We start from the raw sequence: 22,448 nt of genomic DNA on the forward strand, positions 1-22,448 counted from the left end.
CTTCAATCCTACTGTTAATAACTTCTATAATTAAGATTCCCTTTAAATATAGGAATCTTCTTTCTAGAACCCGGTTAATGCGGAAAATAAGAAAAGACAACAAAAAAGAATCCATTCATACTGTTGACCATAAAGATCACACAGTTAATGGATTCTATTTTAATGGAAATTTATCCAGCTAGGTTTGAGCCTTGCTGTAGTTTATACATTTGGAAGTAACGTCCACCCAAGTTCATCAGTTCATCATGCGTTCCTTTTTCTACGATTTCCCCTTTATCTAGGACAAGAATTTGGTCTGCATTTTTAATAGTTGATAATCTGTGTGCAATGATAAATGTGGTTCTTCCCTTTTTTAATACCTCTAGTGCTTCTTGGATAATGGACTCAGTTTCTGTATCAATAGATGCTGTGGCCTCATCTAATATAAGAATAGCAGGGTCAAATACAAGTGCTCTAGCAAATGAAATTAATTGACGCTGACCTGCAGATAAGGTGCTCCCTTTTTCTAGGACTGGTTCATCATATTGATTCGGTAAATTCTCAATGAACCTAGTTGCTCCAACATCCTTCAACGCCTTTATTACTTTTTCCGTAGAAATGGAAGGGTCATCTAAATTTACGTTACTAGTAATTGTTCCTGTAAACAAGAAAGGATCCTGCAAGACAATTCCCATATGCTTTCGAAGCTGTTGCTTTGAGACGTCTTTAATATTGATTCCATCAATTAAAATCTTTCCTTCTTTAATATCGTAAAAGCGGAATAATAAATTCATGATCGAACTCTTACCAGATCCTGTGTGACCAACCAAGGCAACTGTCTCTCCTTGACTAGCGTTAAATTGGATATTCTTTAACACATGCTCTCCTTCTTTGTATCCAAACGATACATTTTCAAAGCTAACATTTCCTTTGTACCTCGGAAGCTGATTAGAAGTGACATCCACACCCTCTTCATCTAGAAGTTCGAATACTCTTTCTGAAGCAACAAGTGCTTGTTCTAATAATGCTAATTGATTAACCATCCCTGTAATCGGTTGAAATAGACGATTTAAATAATCAACAAACGCATATAACACCCCAAGGGAGATTACTGTACCAATTTCTAGTGATGCTCCTCCAAAATACCAAATTAATGTCACAAATGCTAAGTTCCTTAAGACAAAGACTAAATTATGAGAAGTCATTGCATTTAAGCTTAATAATTTGTTTTGAAAGGTAAAGTACTTTTTATTTAGCTCCTCAAATTCTACTCTTGTTTCCTTCTGGCGTTTGAAAGCCTGAATAATTGTCATTCCCTGAATAGATTCATTAATCGTTCCATTAATATCACTTAATGTGGCGCGGATCACATGGTTATACTTTGAAGCATATTTTCGATACACGATTATCCAAACTACTAGAATTGGAACAAGAACTAAGCAAATTGCAGCTAGCTTTACATCAAGTAAAAACAATGCAATATAAATACCGGTAATATAAATAATACTAGTGAAAAAGGTTGATAACACGGTAACAAATAGATCTCTTATTGCCTCTGTATCATTTGTCACCCTAGAAACAATCTTTCCAGCCGGTAGATTATCAAAATAATTAATCGGTAGTCTTTGTATTTGCTTAAATACATCTAGCCTCATTTTTTGAATAATTCGGTTGGCTGAAATCTGTAATAATAATCGTTGGCCGTATTGAAATCCAGCTGATATAACAATTAATACAAAGTAGGCTCCAATTAGCCATAGAATAGGATTTACCTCTGGCATATAAAAGGATAGCAGCTGATTAACCGACAGTTTTTCAGCAGGGTAGCTTTCCTCATTTTCTCCTCTTTTTATAGTAAGAGCACCATTAGAGTATGTCCTTTCACCATCAAACTCGATAGATTCAGGTACAAAATAGTAGCTACGGCCCGCTTGAAGAATTCTAACCTCACTGCCTTTACTTTCACCCTCAGCAAAATAATCCTCACGTTTATATAATTCATCCTTGTATAAGACAGCTTTAGAGCTATTTTCTGTTGTTTTAAACCAAGATTTTTCAATACCGAGTATGTGCTGATCAATGATTTGCTTGGCTATAAATGGCCCTGTTAACTCAGCCGCCACAGCAAGTGTTAGCATAACAAGTGCAATGATAATTGTCTTCTTAAATTGGAGAGCGTAATGTAATAAACGTTTACTTATATTCATACACTCACCCCCTGATCGGTAATGCTAGATTCAACCTGTTGACGGATAAATTGCTCCTTATACCATCCATCCTGTTGAATTAGAACATCATGTGTACCTTCCTCCACCACTTTCCCGTCCTCAAGGACAATAATCCAGTCCGCATGTTGGATACCAGATAAGCGGTGCGTTGTAATTAGAGTTGTTTTTCCTGCTCTTTCATTTTGAATGTTACGAATGATTGCCGCCTCAGTTTTTGCATCAACTGCTGATAATGAGTCGTCTAGTAACAGAATTTCCGGATTAATAAGTAACGCTCTTGCAATAGAAATCCGCTGTTTTTGTCCACCAGATAAGGCTACTCCTTTTTCCCCAACAAGTGTATTTAATCCTTCTGGTAGCATCTTTAAATCCTTCGTAAAAGCCGCTTGCTCTATAGCTCTTGTAACATCATCGTCAGAACTATCACTCATACCAAAGGTAATGTTCTCTCGCACTGTTTTTGAAAATAGGATATGCTGCTGTGGTACATATCCAACCCAGCTTTGGATATCCTCGATAGAAATCCTTTCTAATGAAACTCCTGATATACTAATTTCACCTGTGCCCAGTGGGTACTCTCTAAGAAGCTGTCTAATCAAAGTTGTTTTTCCGCTTCCTGTTTTCCCTACAATCCCCAGCGTTTGCCCTTTTTTAATAGATACGTTTATGTCCACCAAATTCGGGAAAGTAGATGATGGATATTGAAAGTTAACATGCTTAAATTCAATATCTTTTGGTTCACTTACGGTAATAGGTTGTGAATGATTCTCAACATCCCGCTTATAAGATAGTGTTTCTAAAACACGATCTAATGAAGCATTACCTCTTTGCATGATGTTAATTAATTCTCCAATAGCAAACATTGGCCAGATCAACATACCTAAATAAACGTTAAATGAAACTAATTCTCCAAGAGTTACTGTTTGGTTAAAGACTAAATAAGCTCCATAACCTAATCCAATGAGGTAACTCATACCAACTAAGATTTTGATCGTCGGCTCAAATAGTGCATCAATTTTTGCTACCTCAACATTTTTACTAAAGACATCCTCTGTCAGTGAATGAAATCTTTTTTCATCCGCCGTTTCTTGAACATATGCTCTTATAACACGTACACCCGAGATGGACTCTAGAACATGATCATTCATACCTCCAAATGCATCCTGTGCGACAGTAAAACGTTGATGAATTTTCTTACCATAGATATTAATTGCAACTGCCATAATAGGAAGTGGAAGTAATGCCGCAAAGGTTAATTCCCAACTAATTAAAACACCCATCGTAATGACAATGATCACCATAAACACAAAAGAATCAACCAATGTTAAAATTCCAAAACCTGCAGTTTGTGAAATGGCCTTTAAATCATTTGTTGCTCTTGCCATAAGGTCACCAGTTCGATTACGCTCAAAAAATGTTGGAGTCATTTTTAATAAATGGTTCATAAATTTGGAACGTAATAGTCTCTCAACAATAAATGAGCCTCCAAAAAGCTTATACATCCAAATATAAGTGAGTCCATATAAAACAAAAGTTAATACAAATAAAAAGATAATATATTGAAAGAGCTGGTTACTTGTTAACGAACCAACATGTATAGCATCAATGGCAACTCCGATTAATTTTGGTGGAATCACTTCCAAGATACCAACAAAAATCAGTAAACTTATTGCGATTGTGTATCTCTTCCAATATTCTTTAAAAAACCAACCTAACTTCTTTAGTACTGAAAACATTTTGTATACTCCCCTCTAGAAGAAAATTCGATTAAACGTTATCCTCCATCCTTCTCTCCCGCAAAACAGATTAACAATACCTCTACCTTTCTCATCTACATTTCCTCCTTCAACTAGAATTAATTATAAAAATTGGCTTCAACCAAATTTTACCAAAATAAAACCACAAAAAAGACACATCCAAATAAGAAATGTGCCTTTCATCATATAAAGGCGCAAGTCACGATCATGACCTACACCTTAAGCAATAATAATAAAAATTAATTACTGGAGATGGTCACGTATTTAAAGTATTGGTTTGTTACATTCATAACAATTAAATGATTCATTTTTCGCGACCTCCCATTTCCAAATTTTTCTTTATACTTCGGTAGCTTAACACCATATAAATGGAGTGTCAATCCATTTTTATTTTACCATACATTTATTACCATAACTTTTACTACAAAAAACATCTATTTTAAATATATATTTTTATAACTTTTAGACCATTTTAATAATACGTAACGGAAAAGGGTGTGTAAGGTGATGGAGGATAAAAGAAGGGTGACAATCCCGGTTGAAATGATTTTCTGGAGCATAGCCCTACCTGGTTTTGGACAATTATTAAACCGTCAATACATAAAAGCACTACTGCTTGTTCTGTTAGAATTCTTAATCAATCTACAAGGCGGAATCAACTTAGCTATTGTACATAGCTTTCAAGGAAATATTGATTTAGCCATTCAGACGGTTGATTATAGATGGATTATGTTCTATCCATGTCTTTATGTTTTTGCGATGTGGGATGCGTATATTTCCGCAAAAAGAATTGCGAAAATAAAAGATACACCATTTGAGTCAATTCCTTTTTCTTTTGCAGCCTATATTACAACGATTGGTGTCATCTATTCAAATAGGCCCATATTCTCCATTACCTTTGGACCCATTTTCACACCTATAATAGCGATTTTTATAGGGTTTTTTTTAGGTGGTATTTTGAAAAAATTCCTTCTTCGCAAATATGCTAGTCCTCCAGAACAGCTTGTGTAAAACTATTATGGTCTTTTTTGTACTCATGAAGGACCAACAAAGAAAAGGCCTTCACCGCACTGATGAAGGCTATAACCAACTATTAAAGAATACGGTACTTTAATAAAGACTCGTTTTTAATAATTCAGCAGCAAGTTTGGGATCATCAGCCTTACTGATTGCTGATATCACAGCAATTCCATTTGAGCCAGCCTTAACAACCGCTCTTGCATTTGACTGGTCGATCCCGCCAATACCTACCGTAGGAATTGTTAGGTCGGCTTCTCTTAAACTTTTAATTAGACTCGGTCCGACCACATTTCTCGTATCTAACTTTGTTAGTGTTGGATACATAGGGCCTACACCAATATAATCTACTCCGTGTCGAATCGCGATTTTAGCCTCATCAAGGTTATGACAAGATACCCCTACTACCTTATGAGCAAATTTATCTTTCACTGTTTCAATTGCTTCATCTTCTTGTCCTATATGAATTCCATCTGCTTCTATAAATAAGGCGAGATCAACGTCATCATTTACTATAAACGGAACTTGATATTCTCGACACACCGCTTGAAGCTGTCTAGCTAACCTTATCTTCTCTTCTCCCTGAAGAGAATCCGTTCCTTTTTCCCGAAATTGAAACATGCTAACTCCACCAAGGATCGCTTGCTGTAGTACATGAACAGGGTCTTGTTCGCAATTAGTGCTTCCCATAACGAGATATAACTGAAGCTTTTCTTTTATATTCATCCTAACTTTACTCCTTCAAGACGATGTGCCCAGTGATTAGTGGGACCATGACCGCTACCAATATGTAAGTCATGCTTGATCGCCATATGAATATACCTCTTGGCACCCTCAACAGCTTCAAAAACTGTGCATCCTTTAGCCAGATACGCTGTAATAGCCGCCGAAAATGTACAACCAGTTCCATGAGTGTTTTTAGTATGAATCCTAGGAGAGCTTAACGTTTCAAACTCTATACCGTTATAGTATAGATCAACAGCCATCTCTTCTTGGCCATGGCCTCCTTTAATCACGACATGTTCAACACCACAGTCAAATAGCACTTTCGCTGCTTCTTGTCGATCTTCTAAAGTGAAGATTTGTCTTCCTGTTAATACTTCTGCTTCTGGTATATTAGGCGTTACGATCGTTGCTAATGGAAGAAGATTTTTCTTAACAGCTTGGACTGCTTCCTCTTGCAATAATCGTGCTCCCCCCTTTGCCACCATTACTGGATCTACGACAACATTTCCCCAGTTAAACGTCTTGATTGAATCAGATACTGCCTCAATTAACTCACTGCTAAAAAGCATTCCTGTTTTTAAAGATTGTGGCGGTAAATCATCTGCAATGGATTTTAATTGATTTAAGATGGTTTCTACCGGCAATGGATATACGTCCTGCACACCAAGTGTGTTTTGAGCTGTTATGGCTGTAATGGCTGTCATACCGTAAACCTTTAATTCCTGAAATGTTTTTATATCTGCTTGAATCCCCGCTCCACCACCACTGTCTGAGCCGGCGATGGTTAAAGCTTTATGCGTCTTCTCCATATCTTCACCCCTACCCTAAATAACGATGGTAAATTCCCTTTGCTTCCGCTATGTCCTTTGTTCCATGTATTAAAACACGGCCATCCTGAAAAATAACAAGACGATGACTTCCTGTATCAAATGACAGGAGAAAAGGATTTCGCTCCACCTTTCCACCTGTAGCTTTTAATGAACTTTCTATTTGTGCAAGGTCACGTGACACTCCTTCTTGAGGTCGTATTTGCACAGTATCTCTTCCACATAGCACGGCAGTTTTTAATTGGTTTTCGTATGATAAAAAAGGATAAGTTGGATGTTCTCCACAGGATAAACAGCCAGGTCGTTTAAGCTTTTCTACCGAAATAGAAGTAGATTGATTCGTCCATAAATCAAACGTAACAAGCTTTCTTCGAATATGCTTCTGATCATCAACAAGAATTTTAAGTACTTCTGCTACTTGATAGGCGACAACCATCCCGACAGCAGGACTAATAATCCCGACTGTATCACAAGTCATCCCTCCCATGGGAACTCTCTCAAGTAGGCAATGCAAACAAGGGGTATCTCCGGGTAAAATGGTATAGCTTATTCCATAACTCCCTACGCATGCCCCGTAAATCCAAGGAATTCCATGCTTTTGAGATAGATCGTTTATGATTAATCTAGTATCAAAGTTATCAGTAGCATCAATAATGACACTCACATGCTTTAACAGTCTTTCCAATTCCACTACACTAGCATCTGCTACGATTGCTTCGACTTCTACTTCACTATTTATTTCAGTTAATCTTTGTTTTGCAGCAATTGCTTTAGGAAGTCGATCAGTAGCATCTTTTTCCGTATAAAGCTGTTGTCGTTGAAGATTACTCCAATCCACATAATCTCGATCAATGAGGGTTACCTTTCCAACTCCTGCCCTTACTAAGGCTTCTGCATTAGCACTTCCTAACGCACCTGCTCCAAGTATTAACACATGTTTTTCATTTATTTTCTTTTGACCTTCCACTCCGATTGGAGTAAATAGCTCTTGTCTTGAATATCGTTCACTCAAACAGTGCTCAATCCTTCCATTGGGCTACTTGCTGTTGCATATTTCTTTTTAGGAATTCTTCCCGCTTCATATCCAAGTCTACCCGCTTCGATACCTAGCTTCATGGCCTTAGCCATTTTAACAGGATCATTTGCAGCAGATACAGCAGTATTTAACAAAACTCCATCAGCCCCAAGTTCCATTGCAAGAGCTGCATCAGCTGGAGAACCAATTCCTGCATCAACGATTACAGGTACGGTCGCTTGCTCAATGATTAGACTGATATTTAAAGGGTTGATAATTCCTTGTCCCGAACCAATTGGGGATGCTCCAGGCATGACAGCATGTACGCCCATTTCTTGTAGTCGTTTTGCTAATATCACATCATCAGAGATATATGGTAGCACAATAAAGCCTTCTTCTAAAAGTATTTCAGACGCCTTCACCGTTTCAATCGGATCTGGAAGTAATGTATTAAAATCTCCAATTACTTCTACCTTAATCATGTCACAAAGACCAGATGCCTTTGCAAGCTTTGCAATTCTAACAGCTTCCTCTGCTGTTTTTGCACCTGCAGTATTAGGTAATAACGTGAATTTTTTTGTATCAAGCTTTTCTAGGAAATTAGGTTGGTTCGGTTCATATATGTTCATTCTTCTAACTGCAAAGGTTAAAATTTCAGCCTCGGAAACATCCACAGCTTCCTTCTGAATATCATAACTAGGATACTTTCCTGTTCCTAATAGTAAACGTGATTGAAAAGAATAAGGTCCAATTTTTAACATATCATCCGCCTCCTACAAAATGTACAATTTCAATTTGATCTCCATCAGTTAAAGACACAAGCTGGTGAGTAGATTTTTCTAAAATTTCACGGTTATGCTCTACGATGACCACCTTTTCCTGAAGTTGAAAATGCTTTAATAGATCTGCCACATTTCTCACATCAGCTGATATTTCAATATCATCACCGTTTATACGTAACTTCATATTGTCCCCTCCTTGATCCTTTTAAGCTAAAGGCACTAGCGCTTTCACTTAATGGATTTCCTTCTATTATATCTGCTATTATTTCACCGGTAATTGGACTCAATAGGATTCCATTCCGGTAGTGTCCTGTAGCCACATAAAGTCCAGAGATCTCTGGATGTTCCCCCAAATAAGGAAATCCATCGTTAGTTTGTGGTCGTATACCTGTCCAAGCACGTTCCCACTCTTCATTCTTTAGCGAAGGTAGTAACTCACTGGCTGCATGCAGTAGGCGAGATACCCCTTCTACTGTTACCTTTTCATCAAACGAATGTGGGATTACCGTTGCACCAATATATAATCTACCGTCCTTTTTAGGGACAATATAGCAATCCTCCGAAAAGATGGTTGAAGTAATGAGGTCATCTCGAGTAAGTACAGATAAACATTCTCCTTTTACTGGATACAAGCCTAGGTCTATCCCAATTTGTTCTAAGAAATTTACAGACCAGGCTCCACCTGCAACGACTACATGCTCACCATAAAACTCACCTTGTGATGTTTTAACCCCCTGTACCTTTCCTTGTTGAATTAAAAAATCGATAACCTCCGTAAATTCAAGAACCCTACCACCTAGTACTCCTGAAGCTACAGCGAAGCCTGTTGCTAATTTATAGGCAGAAACCTGCCCATCATTAGGTGCATACATTGCACCTAATACTTGATTAGAGAGGTTTTGTTCAGCCCTTACAACCTCTTCTTGCGCTAACCAACGTGCCTCTTCACCCAGAGTCTTTTGTAGCCTAACTGTCTGTTTTAATTGCTCTTCTCTTTCTTTGTTATAAGCAATTGTTAACATTCCGTTTTGAATCAACTCTATATCAATGCCCGCTACTTCCATTAGTTCCTCACTGAGTTTCGGGAACATGTTTCTACTCTTTCTTGCTAGGTCAAACAATGGTCCTGCTTCGGTAACTTCTGCCTGGGCAGCTAGCATTCCAGCAGCAGCACTTGAGGCTTTAAGGTTAATCTCTCCTTTTTCAATAACAAGAACAGACTGACCTCTTTTTAAAAGTGAATAGGCAACAGAGTGCCCAATGATTCCACCACCTACTACGATTGTGTCATAATGATTTTTCACGCTGTTCCTCCTCCCACTTTAAGATAGATTGCTTATATTGAAATGCCGCATGAATAGGGTCAACTTGATTTAAGATTCCCGATATAACAGCAACCCCTTTGGCCCCGTTGCGAAGAACTTCGATTGTATTTAGTGGAGTAATTCCTCCTATACCTATAATCGGTAAAGTTGTACTTTTACATATTTCATTGAGAAGTTTACAGCCTCTTGGTTGTAAACCTGGCTTGGAATCAGTTGAGAAAATATGACCGTAAATGGCAAAATCAGCAGAAGCCTCTTCTGCACTCAACGCTTCTTCTTTAGAATGAATCGAACGTCCTACTACCAAGTTTGTAAACTGGCTTTTTACTATGGAAGTAGGTAAGCTATGATAAGCTAACTGAACTCCACCTACTTCCAACGCCAAAGCAACATCCACTCGATCATTGATTAGAATTTTGCTTGGATTAATTCCAGCAAGAAGCATCTCGGAAACACCATCATATATTTCTTGAGCAGATTTCTGTTTTTCTCGAATATGAAAATAATCGATATAGGAATCTACTTGTTTGGCAATCTGAGTAAATTCTTGTAAAGACATCCTACTGTTAGATACTAGATGTAAACTCAATATCTTAACTCCTTCATTATTGATATCTCACATCCTGAATAGGGAAATAAGGATAAAAGTGTCCAAATGTATATGATACGAAGCTAAAACCTATAAGTAATGCAATAAAATATAGATCATTCACAGAAAATCCTACTTGATAATAAAAGGTTCGTTTACCATTGGAAGAAAATTTCTTTGCCTCCATCGCGACACCGATTCGATGAGCTCTTCTTATGCTTTGGGAAAGAAGGGGAATGCAATAAGCCTTCAATTTTGAAGGTATCGTAGAGAGACCTTTCTTTCTTTGAATTCCCCTAACCTTTAAGGCTTGATGAATCACTTTAAATTCTTCATACATGATGGGAATTAAGCGATATCCGGCTAAAAAGCTATAGGCATACTTGGGTTTTAGTCTTGCTTGCTGCATAAGTGAATAGAATAATAAAACCGGCTTGGTTGTTAACGTGAACAATAAGCCTAAAAAGGCAAACACCAAAGCCCTAGTTCCAATATGAATTCCTCTAAAAAAGCTTTCCTCTGTTATATGAATGAGTCCCCACTTAATCCACGTTGTATCCCCTTTACCAAATAAAATCATCGAGGATGACGTTGAAAGAAACACAAGTATAAATGGAAGTAAAAGTAAAGCTACTATTTTTAGAGGAAAACCATTAAAAAGAAAGAAGGTAAGGCAAACAATAATCGTTAAGTTTAATAAAATATTAATATTGTGAATCGTTAATATTTGTATAAATAATAGAATTAATCCAACTAATTTGACGGTAGGATTGATCTTATACATCCATGTTTCTTTCATATGATTTCACCCATTTATACGTGTAATAATCCAAATTGATTCATTTTACCAACAGTTTCATCCCTAGATAATTCACCTTTAGAAATGATCCACCTTCTCGTAGCAAATTGCTCCACGATTTGTTCATCATGTGTAATCATCAGAATGGTAGTTCCAATTTGTCGCTCCTGCTCGAGGAATTCTAGTAAGGCAAACGTATTTTTACTATCCTGACCAAAGGTAGGCTCATCTAGTAAAAGAATACGTTGATTTTGCATAATAGATGAGGCTACACTTAGTCTTCTTTTTTGCCCCATTGATAATTGATAAGGATGCTTCTCCCTGTGATCTTCCAAAGAAAATCTAGTAAGCATTTCTTCGACCTTCTCTGCTATGAGGTGTTCCTCCGTATGAAAAACTTTTAAAGAATGTGCAAGTTCATCCTCAACAGAGTTGGTGACAAATTGAAATTCAGGATTTTGAAAAACGTAGGCCAGTTCATGGAATAGTTCTCTCTTTTTCGTAACCTTTTTTCCACTTAAATGGTATTCGCCCTTTGTTTCTAATAGTTGCATGATTCCTTGTAAAAGCGTACTTTTACCTGCACCGTTTTCACCAACAATCGCAATCCATTCATGAGAATATACATCCACAACTGGTACTTTTACAACTGACTCCTTCTTTCTAACTACCTCGAAATCTCTTAATGACATTAAAGGTTGATCACTTATTTTTTCTTCAAGTGTGACTCTCGGATGCTCACTCATATACTCATCCCATACACCTGGGTACCAAATACCATTCATACGGAGTATAGGCAAGTAGGATTTAATAATTTCGTCCTTATCACCATCTGCAATAATCTCACCGCTTTGGTTAAATACAATTACTCTATCTACTAACCTCATAACATGCTCAATCTTATGCTCCACTATCACTAATGTTTGCTGATCCATTAAACCCTCAATGGTATTCCACACTTCAATTGTTCCTTCAGGATCTAACATCGCTGTAGGTTCATCAAGAAATAGCACTTCTGGTTCTAATGCCAGAATCGAGGCAATTGCCAACCTTTGCTTTTGACCACCCGATAAGGTCTGAATATTTGTGTGCAGATCACTTAGCTGCAAACCAACCTTACCAAGATAATGAGATATCTTTTGCTTCATTTGGTCACGAGGTGTTTGTAAGTTTTCCAATACAAATGCAATTTCTTCATCAACATATGGCATACAAAACTGGCTATCCGGATCTTGAAAAACATATCCTGAGGAATCTGGGAGGACTAGCTGATCTGCTTTCATTGGAACCTCGATCGACCTTGGAATAATTCCGGCTAGTACTTGTAATAAAGTTGATTTACCACACCCAGATGGGCCAAGGAGAAGAACCTTCTCCCCCTTGTTAATACTTACATTTAAATCCTTAAATAATAAATCTTTCTCTTTAGGAAATTTGAGACGTAAATTTTCAACCTTCATGAAAGGATCCATCTGTCACACATCCCACAATTTATTGGTTTAACGCGTCATAATCACTTTGGTTGGCTGATCTAACTAGATTCGTAACCCCAGTCTTCTCTAACGCTTTGACTAACACATATGCGAAAACTCCAGCTATTAAGATTGCCCCGATTACTCTTGCTCCCATAAATAAGCTTAAGTTCCAAAGTGCAAGGTCACCAATATAGCCTTTATAGAAATCCATAATAAGTGACCCTATTGTTGAGCCGACTGCTGCTAAGCTAACTACTAATAAATCAAATCGCTTATATAGGAATAACATAAACACAAGCTCAGCACCTAGACCTTGAAGGACACCATAAATTAGAACCTCAAGTCCCCATTCAGATCCCATTAAAAATTCTCCAGATGCAGCAGCAACCTCGGCTAGGAAAGCAACTCCAGGCTTCCGAATAATAAGAAATGCAACAGTTGCAGCGATAAACCACATTCCGTAAAGAAGCTGATCAACATGTAATCCTAATGGTGCTACTGCTGCATATAAAGGACTCCATAATTTATAAATGACTCCAAACACAATTGCAATTACAACTGTAACAAGTATATCTGTTAGCTTTAATCCTTTTGACATATAAGTTCCCTCCGAATTTTTAAATCAAATTTTTATACGTTTACAGCTTTCTTGACGGGCCATTGCTCCTGTGTATAAGCCATTTCCCAGAATGATAATTCATATTGACTACTAATCATGAAATGTTCCTTCATGCGCTTCAAATCCGCTTCTGACATTGTTTCAGCAAGTTGATCTAATCTATTAATCTGTTCTTCTACTAATTCCCTAAACCATTCTCCACCGTATGCAGCAATCCAATCTTGGTAAATTGGCTCTGACGGTGTCGCTCCTTTTAGCCTTTCACCAATTTCGTAATACAACCAATAGCAAGGTAAAATTGCCGATAAAATATCTCCTAGATGACCATATGCTGCTCTGTACATATGAGAGGTATATGCATAAGCGGTTGGTGCAGGTTGGAAGGATTCCTTTTCTGCTTCAGTTATTCCCATGCGCTTTGAAAAATTTTCATGCAGCTGCAGTTCAGCTTCATATGTTCCTTGAGCATGTGCAGCAAATCTTGCTGTAGTATGTAGGTCTGTTGCTTTCGCTGCGCCTAAGGCTTGAACCTTTGAAAAATGGGACAGATAATAAGCATCCTGCAGAACGTAAAATCTAAAACATTCTAACGGTAAACTACCATCCGCAATTCCAGTGACAAAAGGATGATTAAAACTCGCTTCCCAAATGGCATCGGCATCTTTTCTTAATTGCTCTGTAAACTTCATACACTTTCCCTCCATTTTGCGGAACTTCATCACTAGGTTAGATGGTGTAATAGGTGGAATAAGACTTCAATGCGCAGATAGTTTTATACATTGAAGCAGGAATATACAAAAAAACCACTTTTCCTAAGAAAAGTGGTTTTATAGTTAGAAAGAAATATATATTCCAACACCCACTTCCCTACGCTGGTATCAACCAGATCAGGTTCAAAGGGTCTTAAAGTTAAACTTTAATCTCAGCCTTTTAAAGGCTCCCCTAGTGAAATCATTCGCTATTATTTTCGTAATCATCATAACACGCTGAATATATTTGTCAAACATAATTTACCTGTTATTAATTAAAAGCTTTTCTTAGGAACATTGTTGTTTTTTAAACAAGGCATTCTCAAAACTTGCTACTATAAACAAGGGTGATTGATTTCCACTCCAGGATGCTTCGCTTTCCGCGGGGCGTGCGGTGAGCCTCCTAACTAGAAAAGCTGAAATGCCCCGGTTAGTCCCGACCAGCAAATGTTCCTTCTAGAAAAAAGGGTGGTTTCCCCTTTTATCTAGAAGGGTTATTTGACCTCGAGGGGCTGGGCATTGAAGCTAGACATGCATGCGCCTGCGGGGTCTCACCAAGGACAAAGTGATTTCCTTTGTCCCTATGTCACGCTACTCCCGCAGGAGTCTCGCACCTTCCGTTCCAATCAATCAGGTTATTCACATTGTTACTTTTAACTAACTGTTAAAAAGCTCATTCTTTATAAAAAAGACTTATTCAACCACTACAGCTGTTCCATATGCAATGAGTTCAGCGGCGTTGGCCATGACTGCAGATGTTTCTAGCCTCATTCCAATGATTGCGTTCGCTCCTTTGGCTTCTGCATCCTTCACCATTCTGCCAATTGCAGCCTGCCTTGCTTCTTCCATCATCTCTGTATATTCTTTAATTTCTCCACCGACGATTGTTTTAAGACCAGCAAGTAAGTCTTTACCTATATGCTTTGATTGAACAGTACTTCCTTTGACGAAACCTATGTACTCTTTTACTTCCTTACCAGGTACAAACTCAGTAGTCGCTATAATCATTTTCATCTTCCTCCTTTTTCTCCTTTAATCGATCTTTTATTAGCAATAAAATTAAGAACAGCACAGCAGCACCGTTAATCCCAAAACAGACTAATCCAATGATTAGATGCTCTGTGAAAATGAAAAAGAATCCTGCCAATTGACTAATACCCAATAATGAAATTAGAAAATATTTCAATTTCACCACTCCCTAATATGATATACGATTCAGTGTTGAAAAGGTGTCAAAATCAAGAAAATATTTTGTACCCTTTGTGGTTCCAATGCTTTCAAGATTCATCGATCTTAGAAGGTGCAAAGATGATGTCCTAGACGGAAGTTGTAAAAAGTCCTGCAGTTTACGATTAGTTATAGTTTCACTAAGCAGGAGATAATAATCAAATATGGAGTTAATATGAGCAGTTGTTGAAAAGATCTTGCATTGTGAACAATACCATTTTCTGAGTTTTCTTTGCATAGGTAATTCAAAACAGTTTGGACAATGGACTCCTTTTAGTAATTCACCTGGATTTATTTTATAGTTTTCTAGAGTTGTATTAGGCGAAGGGATATGTTTCTTTAGGAGTAAAGATGAGAGTCTTCGTATATCTTTGGGTGTTAGTTTTTCGCTATTATATGTCTGTTTAAACCTCTCTATTTTAAAAGGGAGTTCTGCTCGCTGAATAATGTTTGATAGCTCTTGTGGGGTGTATTCAGGTGAGGATTTGAGGAGTGTGTAAGGATTACTAAACACTATAAGTGATTCGATTGGAATGTCTTCAATCTTGTGAGAGTTCAGGAATTCTTTAAGATGAGTTCTTTGTCTTTTAATTTGAAGAATAGGATTGGGGAATACTTCTTCTTGATCATTTAAGATTCTAATCATTTGGTTAAACTTTTTATCAAAATATATCGTCCCTCCGATATTCTTTACTTCAATTGTTAGGATGAAATTTGGATGTAATAGCAAGGCATCAATTTGGAAATAGTGTTCACCATTGGGTAGTCGTAGATCTTGAAAGATATACTCATTCTTCCCCTGTAAAAGACTTAATTCATAGTTTATAGATTCTTCTCCCCTCAACCCTGCTATTCTTCTTGCTAATTCCTTTTCTACTTGGTGTCTTTTAAGGTGATGTTTAGGCAGCCTTCTTAAAAGTGCTTGTAAAGTGAGGATTTTCATTGATACATCGTGTTCTTTTTTCAACATAGGGCCATCTCCTTTCAATAATAAATGATTTATTCTAGTAATACGTTCGATTTTCCTTCTAGTTTATATTTTTCTAGGGGAATTGCGCAAACATATAAACTAATTGCATAAAAGTCATGTGAGATTGCATAAAACCAGCTTGTAATTGCGCAAAAACCCCAATTAATTGCACAAAACCCCTCGAAATCAAAAAAAAGCACCTCTCCTAGCAATAAGGAGAGGTGATACTTACTTTTAATGTCCAGACAGTTTAGCACCTGGTTTATCATGAACAGCTAAACGCTCTACAAGAGAGGAGCTAGGTTCATTTAATCCTATTATGGTAAGGGTACTATTGTTTTCTCTAAATTTGATTACGATTTTATCGATTGCGGCAACAGCCGAATCATCCCAAACGTGAGCCTGAGAGAAGTCAATTTCAACCTTTTGTACTTCTTCTTTAAAATCAAAGAACTCAATAAGGTCTGTTACAGATGCAAAGAACACTTGCCCTCTTACTCTATAAGTCTTTTTATTTAATACATGATCAAACGTACTTGATACATGAACCTTTGAGATTTTAGCTACAAAGAAGATTGCACTTAGTAGAATACCTGCAAATACACCCTTTGATAAATCATGAGTGAATACAACAGTTACTACTGTAACAACCATAACAATTGAATCGGTTAATGGTACTCTTCTTAAGCTCTTTAAAGATGACCAATCAAATGTACCAATCGAGACCATGATCATAACTCCAACTAGAGCAGCCATAGGAATCTGAATGACTACATTTCCTAACACTAAAATAAGGAACATTAAAAATAAACCCGCAACTAGCGCTGACAATCTACCTCTAGCACCTGACTTTACGTTTATAACGGACTGCCCAATCATTGCACAGCCAGCCATACCACCGAAGAATCCAGCCACAATGTTCGCAATCCCTTGACCACGACTTTCCATATTTTTATCACTAGTTGTGTCAGTCATATCATCAACAATCGTAGCTGTTAATAAAGACTCCAATAATCCAACCATTGTTAAGGCAAGTGAATAAGGAAAAATAATCGCTAACGTTTCAAAAGTAAAAGGAATATTTGGAATACCGAAAAACGGTAATGCCTGCGTTAGTTCACCCATATCCCCCACTGTACGAACTTCACTACCTGTATAGATCGCAATAACAGTAATCACAATAATCGCAACTAATGGGGAAGGTACAACTTTTGTAAACCTTGGTAACAGATAAATTATAGCAAGTGCCCCTGCAACCATTGCATACATAACAACGCCTTCTCCAACGAAATGTGGTAACTGAGCTGAAAAAATCAAAATTGCTAAGGCATTTACAAAGCCCACCATTACAGATCGTGGAATGAACTTCATAAACCTTGCTAATTTAAGCAAACCAAAAATAATTTGTAGGACTCCTGTTAAAATAGTCGCTGCAAATAAATACTCTAATCCGTGGTCTCTAACAAGGGTAATCATTAATAGCGCCATCGCACCTGTGGCAGCTGATATCATGGCAGGTCTTCCACCTACAAAAGCAATAACGACAGCAATACAAAAGGAAGCGTAAAGACCAACCATTGGGTCAACACCTGCGATAATTGAAAATGCGATTGCCTCTGGAATTAGAGCCAATGCCACAACGATCCCAGCTAGAATATCCCCACGGACATTTCCAAACCATTCAGTTTTTAGTTGTTGTAAATTCAAAACTGCACCTCTTTCTCTTCTATAAAATTTATTGTTATTGACTTTCAACTCTCATGAAAGTCAGGGCCGTTTTTAACATGAAAATCTTATCACATACTACTCGAATATCAAATCTTCATGTAAGCGTATTCCAACCTATATTTACTCTTTTTTTCTCTCATTTTCTCCAAATCCCTATACTTTTTGTAAAAGTTTACCCTACTAAATAAAAATAATTTTCTGATTATTAATGAATTACCCGTAGATATTATGCAAAAAAAAAAGAAGTGCAGATTTGCACTTCTTCTAAGCTGCTTGAATTACTTCAACAATATAACTTGACCACTCAATAGCTTGTGAATAGCAATTCATGCTTTCTTCTTCAGTAATTCCTAATTTTCCACAGCTTGTAGCGAAGGTCTCCCAATCACCATTTTCTAATGCTTGCATTAACACTAAGCATTCACCGTATGTATTCTTAGATCCTAGCAAAGCATCTTTTAATTCATCAGAAAAAGGAAGTACCTTTACAGCTTCATCCATAGGTCGATGTAAGATCGTATCTATCAAAGAGAACATTCCTAATAAAAAATATTCCGATTTGTCTTTATTTAAATGATTTGCCAAAAGCTCTCCCATTTTGGCTCTCGATAGACACAACTCGATCGCCTGAAAAGGTATACCCACACCCGCACCTGACAAGGAAATAATAGAGGTCCATTTTTGAACTTCTTTTAGTCCTAATAAGACAATCGCTTGCTTAAGGGATGTTATTTTATTTTTAGTTTGAGAACCAGAATTAATGAGCTTTAATAGTTTATAGGACAGTGATAAATCACGTTCTATTAATCTAGTAATCGTATCTATGTCAGTATCTGATTTATTTAACTCTTGAATGATTTCCACAAACACATGAGAATATGAAGGGATATCTGTTGTTTTAATAATAGTAGGTTTACTAAAGAAATATCCTTGAAAGTAATCGTAGCCCAGTTTTACTGCCAGCTCAAATTCCTGTCTAGTTTCTACCTTTTCAGCTAATAGTTTTATTTTGTAGTCTCTTGCTATTTTTAGTAACTTCCAATGCTGTTCTGCTGACATTTTTGGAAATTCAACTTTAATAATATCAGCCAATTCTACTAGATCTTTAAATTGATCTTCATAAACAAAGTCATCAAGGGCAATCGTATAACCTAGCTTCTTTAGCTTTACGATGGATTCAATTATGTTTTTTGTAGGTTTTATCGTTTCCAAAATCTCTACTACTACAAATTCAGGAGGAAAGTTTTCAGGAAAGCCTTGTAATAAAAGATTTTCAGTAAAGTTTATAAAACATTTTTTTTGGTAGGATATATGGTCCACACCAATAGAAACAAAGCTATTGATTAAAACATCAATGGTTGCTCGATCTCCATCAACATGATTATAGAAGTCTACCTGACCATTTCTATATAGCAATTCGTAACCGATTAGTTGTTCGTTTGAGTCAAGTATAGGCTGTCTAGCTACAAACACTTCCATAGTGCTCCTCCTAGGGTGTACTAAATAAATATCCTTTCTCATATTCTAGCATTTTTTTACATATTATCCACCGTTTTTAATAAAATTTCGACAAAAATACTTAATTTCCTCGCAATTTATAAACAATCGCTAACATGATAAATGAAATTACAATCATGACTATTACCCAGGACCATGCCAATCCAAGGTTTCCTGTATCCATTGCAATATAAATGGCTGTTGGGATTGTTTGTGTTTTTCCTGGTATATTTCCGGCTACCATTAAAGTCGCTCCAAATTCTCCTAATGCCCTTGCAAAGCTTAAGATTGCACCAGAAATAACAGCCCTTTTTGCTAACGGCATTGTAATAGTGAAAAAGACCCTCCGTTCTGACGCACCATCTACTCGAGCCGCATCCTCAACCTCCCCATCTACCTCTTCAAAACCTATTTTTACAGCTTGGTACATGAGTGGAAATGCTACAACTGTAGATGCAATAACTGCTGCCCACCAAGTAAATATAATTGGTTGATCAAAAATCCAGTGAATCCACCTTCCTACAGGACTATTTGCACCCAATGATAGCAGTAAAATAAACCCCACCACTGAGGGGGGGAGCACTAGAGGTAGAAGTAGGATTGTTTCAAACACCATCTTACCTCTGAATCTATTTCGAGCCATGAGTTTTCCAGCTATAATGCCAAAAACGAGTACAAGTAAGCTTGCTATGATCGCCACTTGAATAGAGAGCTTAATCGGTTCTATGAATTCCATCGTCATTCTTGTTTCAATCCTTTTATTCTTAAATTGGTTATGTTACTGATTAATTTTATAATTGTTGAAACAAATGAGCAAAATAAACGTATTGATAGTTGAATAAAACTAATATGTTGGTACACAAGGAGATTCGTTATGGAAACAAGAGAACAGCTACAAACTGCCCTTAGCAGAATTCAGGCATGGGAAAATGACCAAAAGGGGCTTTGGTTTTGGGAGCGTATTGGTAGAATTCCTTTTAAAATTCTTGATAAGCTAACTCCCGCATTTGTTCAAAAGAAGATCAGTTTATTATTAGATGAGCTTGGTCAATATATTCAAACTGGTGGTCAGTACCTAGTAAACGAAAAACAGATCTTTAAAAGGTATGCAAAGTACCTTCCTCTTGATCAACCCATTGATAAGTTCGAAGACATTTCAGAAATCCCACTAGAAACGATGAATAAGCTCTGTGAAGACCTAAGTAAGGATCGTCAGAACTTAGCTACCGTCCAAGGTGCTACGACCGGTTTTGGTGGTATCTTCACGCTCGCAATTGATATCCCGGTATTACTGGGGTTATCACTAAAAACCCTCCAGGAAATTTCGATTATCTATGGCTATGATCCTAAGGATAGATTGGAACGAGTGTTTATCGTAAAATGCCTACAATACTCTTCTGCAGACATTGTTGGTAAACAAGCGATTCTTGAAGAGCTAAGTGATTATTATCACCGTGATGCACATCATCAGGAAATGGTTTCGCAGTTACAAGGATGGCGCGAGGTTATCTATACATACCGCGATCAATTTGGATGGAAGAAGTTATTCCAGTTAGTACCTGTGGCTGGAATGATTTTCGGTGCTTTTATTAACCGATCAATGATTCAGGATTTAAGTGAAGCTGGACAAATGCTGTACCAAAAAAGGAGAATAATGGAGAGGCTTCAAAGTCAAACTATGAATTGAAACCATACAAATTCATAGAGAAGGTGTATACATATGGTCTTAACAAAGACTATTGAAGCTAGTATTCAAAAACATGCAAGACCATTTAAAAATAGTGAGGAGCTAACCTCGGCACTCATCTCAGAAGTAGGAGATGTGAAGTATGTTCTTCTAGGTGAAGCCTCTCATGGTACATCTGAGTTCTACACGAACCGAACAGAAATCACAAAAAAACTCATTGTTGAAAAGGGCTTTCAATTTATTGCTGTTGAGGGTGATTGGCCATCCTGCTACGAAGTAAATCGCTATGTCAAAGGCTACGAAACCTCTTATTCAAGTGCTAAGGAAGTGTTACAAGCTTTCAATCGCTGGCCAACCTGGATGTGGTCAAATCAAGAGGTTCTAGAGCTGATTGAATGGCTTAAGGAACACAATGAAACACAAGAAACGAAGGTTGGTTTTTATGGGCTTGATGTATATAGCTTATGGGAATCAATGGAAGCCATCATTAGCTACCTAGAAAAGACGCAGTCACCCGAGCTTGATCGAGCAAAAAAAGCGTTTGAATGCTTTGAGCCTTTTCATCGAAAACCTGAACAGTACGGTGTTTCAGCGGCATTGTATGGTGAAGATTGTCGGGAGGAGGTATTAGCGCTTCTTCAAGATATGCTAGCAAAGCGGACTACTCATACACATGATGATGAAGCAAACTTAAATCTTGTTGTAAACGCACTGGTAACTGCTAATGCCGAATACTATTATGAAGCAATGATTACAAATGACGATCAATCGTGGAACATCCGTGATACACATATGGTAGAGGCTTTAGAGCACGTATCAAATTTCTATGGAGAGAATTCGAAAGGCATTGTGTGGGAACACAATACTCACATTGGAGATGCACGAGCGACTGATATGGCAAGGAGCGGCCTTGTTAACGTTGGTCAGTTAACTCGGGAGAAGTATGGTGCAGACAATGTGTATGCAATTGGCTTTGGTACTTATCAGGGGACGGTCATCGCCTCCACTAAGTGGGGCTCTCCATTTGAGATAATGCCTGTACCAAAGGCTACTAAAGGAAGCTGGGAATATTACCTCCATCAAGCACGACTTGGTAATTCGCTTCTCATCTTTAATGAAGAAAATGAAAAAGAATTTGCAGAAACCATCGGACATCGTGCGATTGGCGTTATTTATCACCCAGAATATGAGCATATGGGAAATTACGTCCCAACTATAGTTTCAAAGAGGTACAATGCATTTATCTATATTGAAGAGACAAAGGCATTAACACCTATTGAAGTAGTGAATACCATAATCTAAAGCTACCTATCAGGTAGCTTTTTTTGGTTTTTTGAGTAACCTTTAGACCAATATTCTTGTAAGAATGAATAGCACAAAAACAACAATTGCTATAGCATGGCTAAAAATTTTCCAAAACAAGTAACAGTAATACCTTATTAGAGTTACCAA

General features: G+C 37.3%; 22 protein-coding genes and 1 riboswitch. Of the genes, 3 read left to right on the forward strand and 19 right to left on the reverse strand.

The genetic code is table 11. The features are described 5' to 3' along the window. Positions 1-170: 170 nt before the first annotated feature. Together G4D63_RS03705 and G4D63_RS03710 are read right to left on the reverse strand one after the other, a co-directional pair. Positions 171-2,186 (reverse strand): ABC transporter ATP-binding protein, encoded by a 2,016-nt coding sequence (locus G4D63_RS03705; RefSeq protein ID WP_163177803.1) that lies wholly within the window; start codon positions 2,184-2,186, stop codon positions 171-173. Then, positions 2,183-3,943 carry an ABC transporter ATP-binding protein gene (locus G4D63_RS03710; protein ID WP_163177805.1) on the reverse strand — a complete coding sequence of 587 codons (1,761 nt, stop codon included), beginning with the start codon at positions 3,941-3,943 and terminating at the stop codon, positions 2,183-2,185. The genes G4D63_RS03705 and G4D63_RS03710 overlap by 4 nt, the downstream gene beginning before the upstream one ends. A 528-nt stretch (positions 3,944-4,471) precedes the next feature. Between G4D63_RS03710 and G4D63_RS03715 the strand changes: the two genes are divergently transcribed. Next, complete coding sequence (locus G4D63_RS03715; protein ID WP_163177807.1) at positions 4,472-4,975, forward strand: hypothetical protein; 504 nt, start codon at positions 4,472-4,474, stop codon at positions 4,973-4,975. A gap of 99 nt (positions 4,976-5,074) precedes the next feature. Here G4D63_RS03715 and thiE read toward each other — a convergent pair whose 3' ends face one another. The 17 genes from thiE to modB form a co-directional block, all read right to left on the reverse strand. Beyond that, entirely contained in the window at positions 5,075-5,707 is a 633-nt protein-coding gene (thiE, locus tag G4D63_RS03720) for a thiamine phosphate synthase (RefSeq protein WP_163177809.1), read from the reverse strand. Further along, positions 5,704-6,516 carry a bifunctional hydroxymethylpyrimidine kinase/phosphomethylpyrimidine kinase gene (gene thiD / locus G4D63_RS03725; RefSeq protein ID WP_163177811.1) on the reverse strand — a complete coding sequence of 271 codons (813 nt, stop codon included), beginning with the start codon at positions 6,514-6,516 and terminating at the stop codon, positions 5,704-5,706. Before thiD ends, thiE begins: the two co-directional genes overlap by 4 nt. Positions 6,517-6,526: 10 nt before the next feature. Further along, the gene (locus G4D63_RS03730; RefSeq protein WP_163177813.1) at positions 6,527-7,546 is read right to left on the reverse strand and encodes a thiazole biosynthesis adenylyltransferase ThiF; all 1,020 of its coding nucleotides are present in this window, start codon (positions 7,544-7,546) and stop codon (positions 6,527-6,529) included. Then, entirely contained in the window at positions 7,543-8,310 is a 768-nt protein-coding gene (locus G4D63_RS03735) for a thiazole synthase (RefSeq protein ID WP_163177815.1), read from the reverse strand. Before G4D63_RS03735 ends, G4D63_RS03730 begins: the two co-directional genes overlap by 4 nt. Position 8,311: 1 nt before the next feature. Then, on the reverse strand, positions 8,312-8,515 hold the full coding sequence (thiS, locus tag G4D63_RS03740; RefSeq protein WP_163177817.1) for a sulfur carrier protein ThiS: 204 nt from the start codon (positions 8,513-8,515) through the stop codon (positions 8,312-8,314). Further along, positions 8,493-9,635, reverse strand: a complete 1,143-nt coding sequence (thiO, locus tag G4D63_RS03745; RefSeq protein WP_163177819.1) for a glycine oxidase ThiO — start codon at positions 9,633-9,635, stop codon at positions 8,493-8,495. The genes thiS and thiO overlap by 23 nt, the downstream gene beginning before the upstream one ends. After that, the gene (tenI, locus tag G4D63_RS03750; RefSeq protein ID WP_163177821.1) at positions 9,619-10,245 is read right to left on the reverse strand and encodes a thiazole tautomerase TenI; all 627 of its coding nucleotides are present in this window, start codon (positions 10,243-10,245) and stop codon (positions 9,619-9,621) included. Before tenI ends, thiO begins: the two co-directional genes overlap by 17 nt. A 16-nt stretch (positions 10,246-10,261) precedes the next feature. After that, positions 10,262-11,044 carry an energy-coupling factor transporter transmembrane component T family protein gene (locus tag G4D63_RS03755; protein ID WP_163177823.1) on the reverse strand — a complete coding sequence of 261 codons (783 nt, stop codon included), beginning with the start codon at positions 11,042-11,044 and terminating at the stop codon, positions 10,262-10,264. Between the two features lie 14 nt (positions 11,045-11,058). Then, the gene (locus tag G4D63_RS03760) at positions 11,059-12,516 is read right to left on the reverse strand and encodes an ABC transporter ATP-binding protein (RefSeq protein WP_163177825.1); all 1,458 of its coding nucleotides are present in this window, start codon (positions 12,514-12,516) and stop codon (positions 11,059-11,061) included. 19 nt (positions 12,517-12,535) lie between these two features. Further along, positions 12,536-13,117, reverse strand: coding sequence for an ECF transporter S component (locus tag G4D63_RS03765; protein ID WP_163177826.1), 582 nt, complete (start codon positions 13,115-13,117; stop codon positions 12,536-12,538). A 32-nt stretch (positions 13,118-13,149) separates the two neighbouring features. Continuing rightward, positions 13,150-13,827 carry a thiaminase II gene (gene tenA, locus G4D63_RS03770; RefSeq protein ID WP_163177828.1) on the reverse strand — a complete coding sequence of 226 codons (678 nt, stop codon included), beginning with the start codon at positions 13,825-13,827 and terminating at the stop codon, positions 13,150-13,152. A 158-nt stretch (positions 13,828-13,985) separates the two neighbouring features. Continuing rightward, positions 13,986-14,092, reverse strand: a riboswitch (TPP riboswitch). Between the two features lie 488 nt (positions 14,093-14,580). Then, positions 14,581-14,895 (reverse strand): YbjQ family protein, encoded by a 315-nt coding sequence (locus G4D63_RS03775; RefSeq protein WP_163177830.1) that lies wholly within the window; start codon positions 14,893-14,895, stop codon positions 14,581-14,583. After that, a complete protein-coding gene (locus G4D63_RS03780; RefSeq protein ID WP_163177832.1) occupies positions 14,876-15,073 on the reverse strand; it encodes a hypothetical protein in 198 nt (65 codons plus the stop codon). Before G4D63_RS03780 ends, G4D63_RS03775 begins: the two co-directional genes overlap by 20 nt. A 12-nt stretch (positions 15,074-15,085) precedes the next feature. Further along, entirely contained in the window at positions 15,086-16,084 is a 999-nt protein-coding gene (locus G4D63_RS03785) for a nuclease-related domain-containing protein (protein WP_163177834.1), read from the reverse strand. A gap of 234 nt (positions 16,085-16,318) precedes the next feature. Next, positions 16,319-17,791: a SulP family inorganic anion transporter gene (locus G4D63_RS03790; RefSeq protein ID WP_163177836.1), complete on the reverse strand. Its 1,473-nt coding sequence runs from the start codon at positions 17,789-17,791 to the stop codon at positions 16,319-16,321. A 285-nt stretch (positions 17,792-18,076) separates the two neighbouring features. Further along, positions 18,077-19,291, reverse strand: coding sequence for an EAL and HDOD domain-containing protein (locus tag G4D63_RS03795; protein ID WP_163177838.1), 1,215 nt, complete (start codon positions 19,289-19,291; stop codon positions 18,077-18,079). A gap of 100 nt (positions 19,292-19,391) precedes the next feature. Then, a complete protein-coding gene (gene modB, locus G4D63_RS03800; protein ID WP_163177841.1) occupies positions 19,392-20,051 on the reverse strand; it encodes a molybdate ABC transporter permease subunit in 660 nt (219 codons plus the stop codon). 132 nt (positions 20,052-20,183) lie between these two features. On the opposite strand from modB, the gene G4D63_RS03805 reads away from it, so the two are divergent. Both G4D63_RS03805 and G4D63_RS03810 read left to right on the forward strand, forming a co-directional pair. After that, the gene (locus tag G4D63_RS03805; protein WP_163177843.1) at positions 20,184-20,996 is read left to right on the forward strand and encodes an EcsC family protein; all 813 of its coding nucleotides are present in this window, start codon (positions 20,184-20,186) and stop codon (positions 20,994-20,996) included. Between the two features lie 33 nt (positions 20,997-21,029). After that, positions 21,030-22,298, forward strand: coding sequence for an erythromycin esterase family protein (locus G4D63_RS03810; RefSeq protein ID WP_163177844.1), 1,269 nt, complete (start codon positions 21,030-21,032; stop codon positions 22,296-22,298). Positions 22,299-22,448: the final 150 nt, after the last annotated feature.

This window comes from Bacillus mesophilus (genome assembly GCF_011008845.1).
In the GTDB taxonomy this organism is placed as follows: Bacteria; Bacillota; Bacilli; order Bacillales; family SA4; genus Bacillus_BS; species Bacillus_BS mesophilus.

Bases quoted from the DNA above. Each gene is read 5' to 3' on its own strand.
- G4D63_RS03705 (WP_163177803.1), bottom strand. From the start codon at position 2,186: ATGAATATAAGTAAACGTTTATTACATTACGCTCTCCAATTTAAGAAG.
- G4D63_RS03710 (WP_163177805.1), bottom strand. From the start codon at position 3,943: ATGTTTTCAGTACTAAAGAAGTTAGGTTGGTTTTTTAAAGAATATTGG.
- G4D63_RS03715 (WP_163177807.1), top strand. From the start codon at position 4,472: ATGGAGGATAAAAGAAGGGTGACAATCCCGGTTGAAATGATTTTCTGG.
- thiE (WP_163177809.1), bottom strand. From the start codon at position 5,707: ATGAATATAAAAGAAAAGCTTCAGTTATATCTCGTTATGGGAAGCACT.
- thiD (WP_163177811.1), bottom strand. From the start codon at position 6,516: ATGGAGAAGACGCATAAAGCTTTAACCATCGCCGGCTCAGACAGTGGT.
- G4D63_RS03735 (WP_163177815.1), bottom strand. From the start codon at position 8,310: ATGTTAAAAATTGGACCTTATTCTTTTCAATCACGTTTACTATTAGGA.
- thiS (WP_163177817.1), bottom strand. From the start codon at position 8,515: ATGAAGTTACGTATAAACGGTGATGATATTGAAATATCAGCTGATGTG.
- G4D63_RS03755 (WP_163177823.1), bottom strand. From the start codon at position 11,044: ATGAAAGAAACATGGATGTATAAGATCAATCCTACCGTCAAATTAGTT.
- G4D63_RS03760 (WP_163177825.1), bottom strand. From the start codon at position 12,516: ATGGATCCTTTCATGAAGGTTGAAAATTTACGTCTCAAATTTCCTAAA.
- G4D63_RS03765 (WP_163177826.1), bottom strand. From the start codon at position 13,117: ATGTCAAAAGGATTAAAGCTAACAGATATACTTGTTACAGTTGTAATT.
- tenA (WP_163177828.1), bottom strand. From the start codon at position 13,827: ATGAAGTTTACAGAGCAATTAAGAAAAGATGCCGATGCCATTTGGGAA.
- G4D63_RS03775 (WP_163177830.1), bottom strand. From the start codon at position 14,895: ATGATTATAGCGACTACTGAGTTTGTACCTGGTAAGGAAGTAAAAGAG.
- G4D63_RS03785 (WP_163177834.1), bottom strand. From the start codon at position 16,084: ATGTTGAAAAAAGAACACGATGTATCAATGAAAATCCTCACTTTACAA.
- G4D63_RS03795 (WP_163177838.1), bottom strand. From the start codon at position 19,291: ATGGAAGTGTTTGTAGCTAGACAGCCTATACTTGACTCAAACGAACAA.
- modB (WP_163177841.1), bottom strand. From the start codon at position 20,051: ATGACGATGGAATTCATAGAACCGATTAAGCTCTCTATTCAAGTGGCG.
- G4D63_RS03805 (WP_163177843.1), top strand. From the start codon at position 20,184: ATGGAAACAAGAGAACAGCTACAAACTGCCCTTAGCAGAATTCAGGCA.
- G4D63_RS03810 (WP_163177844.1), top strand. From the start codon at position 21,030: ATGGTCTTAACAAAGACTATTGAAGCTAGTATTCAAAAACATGCAAGA.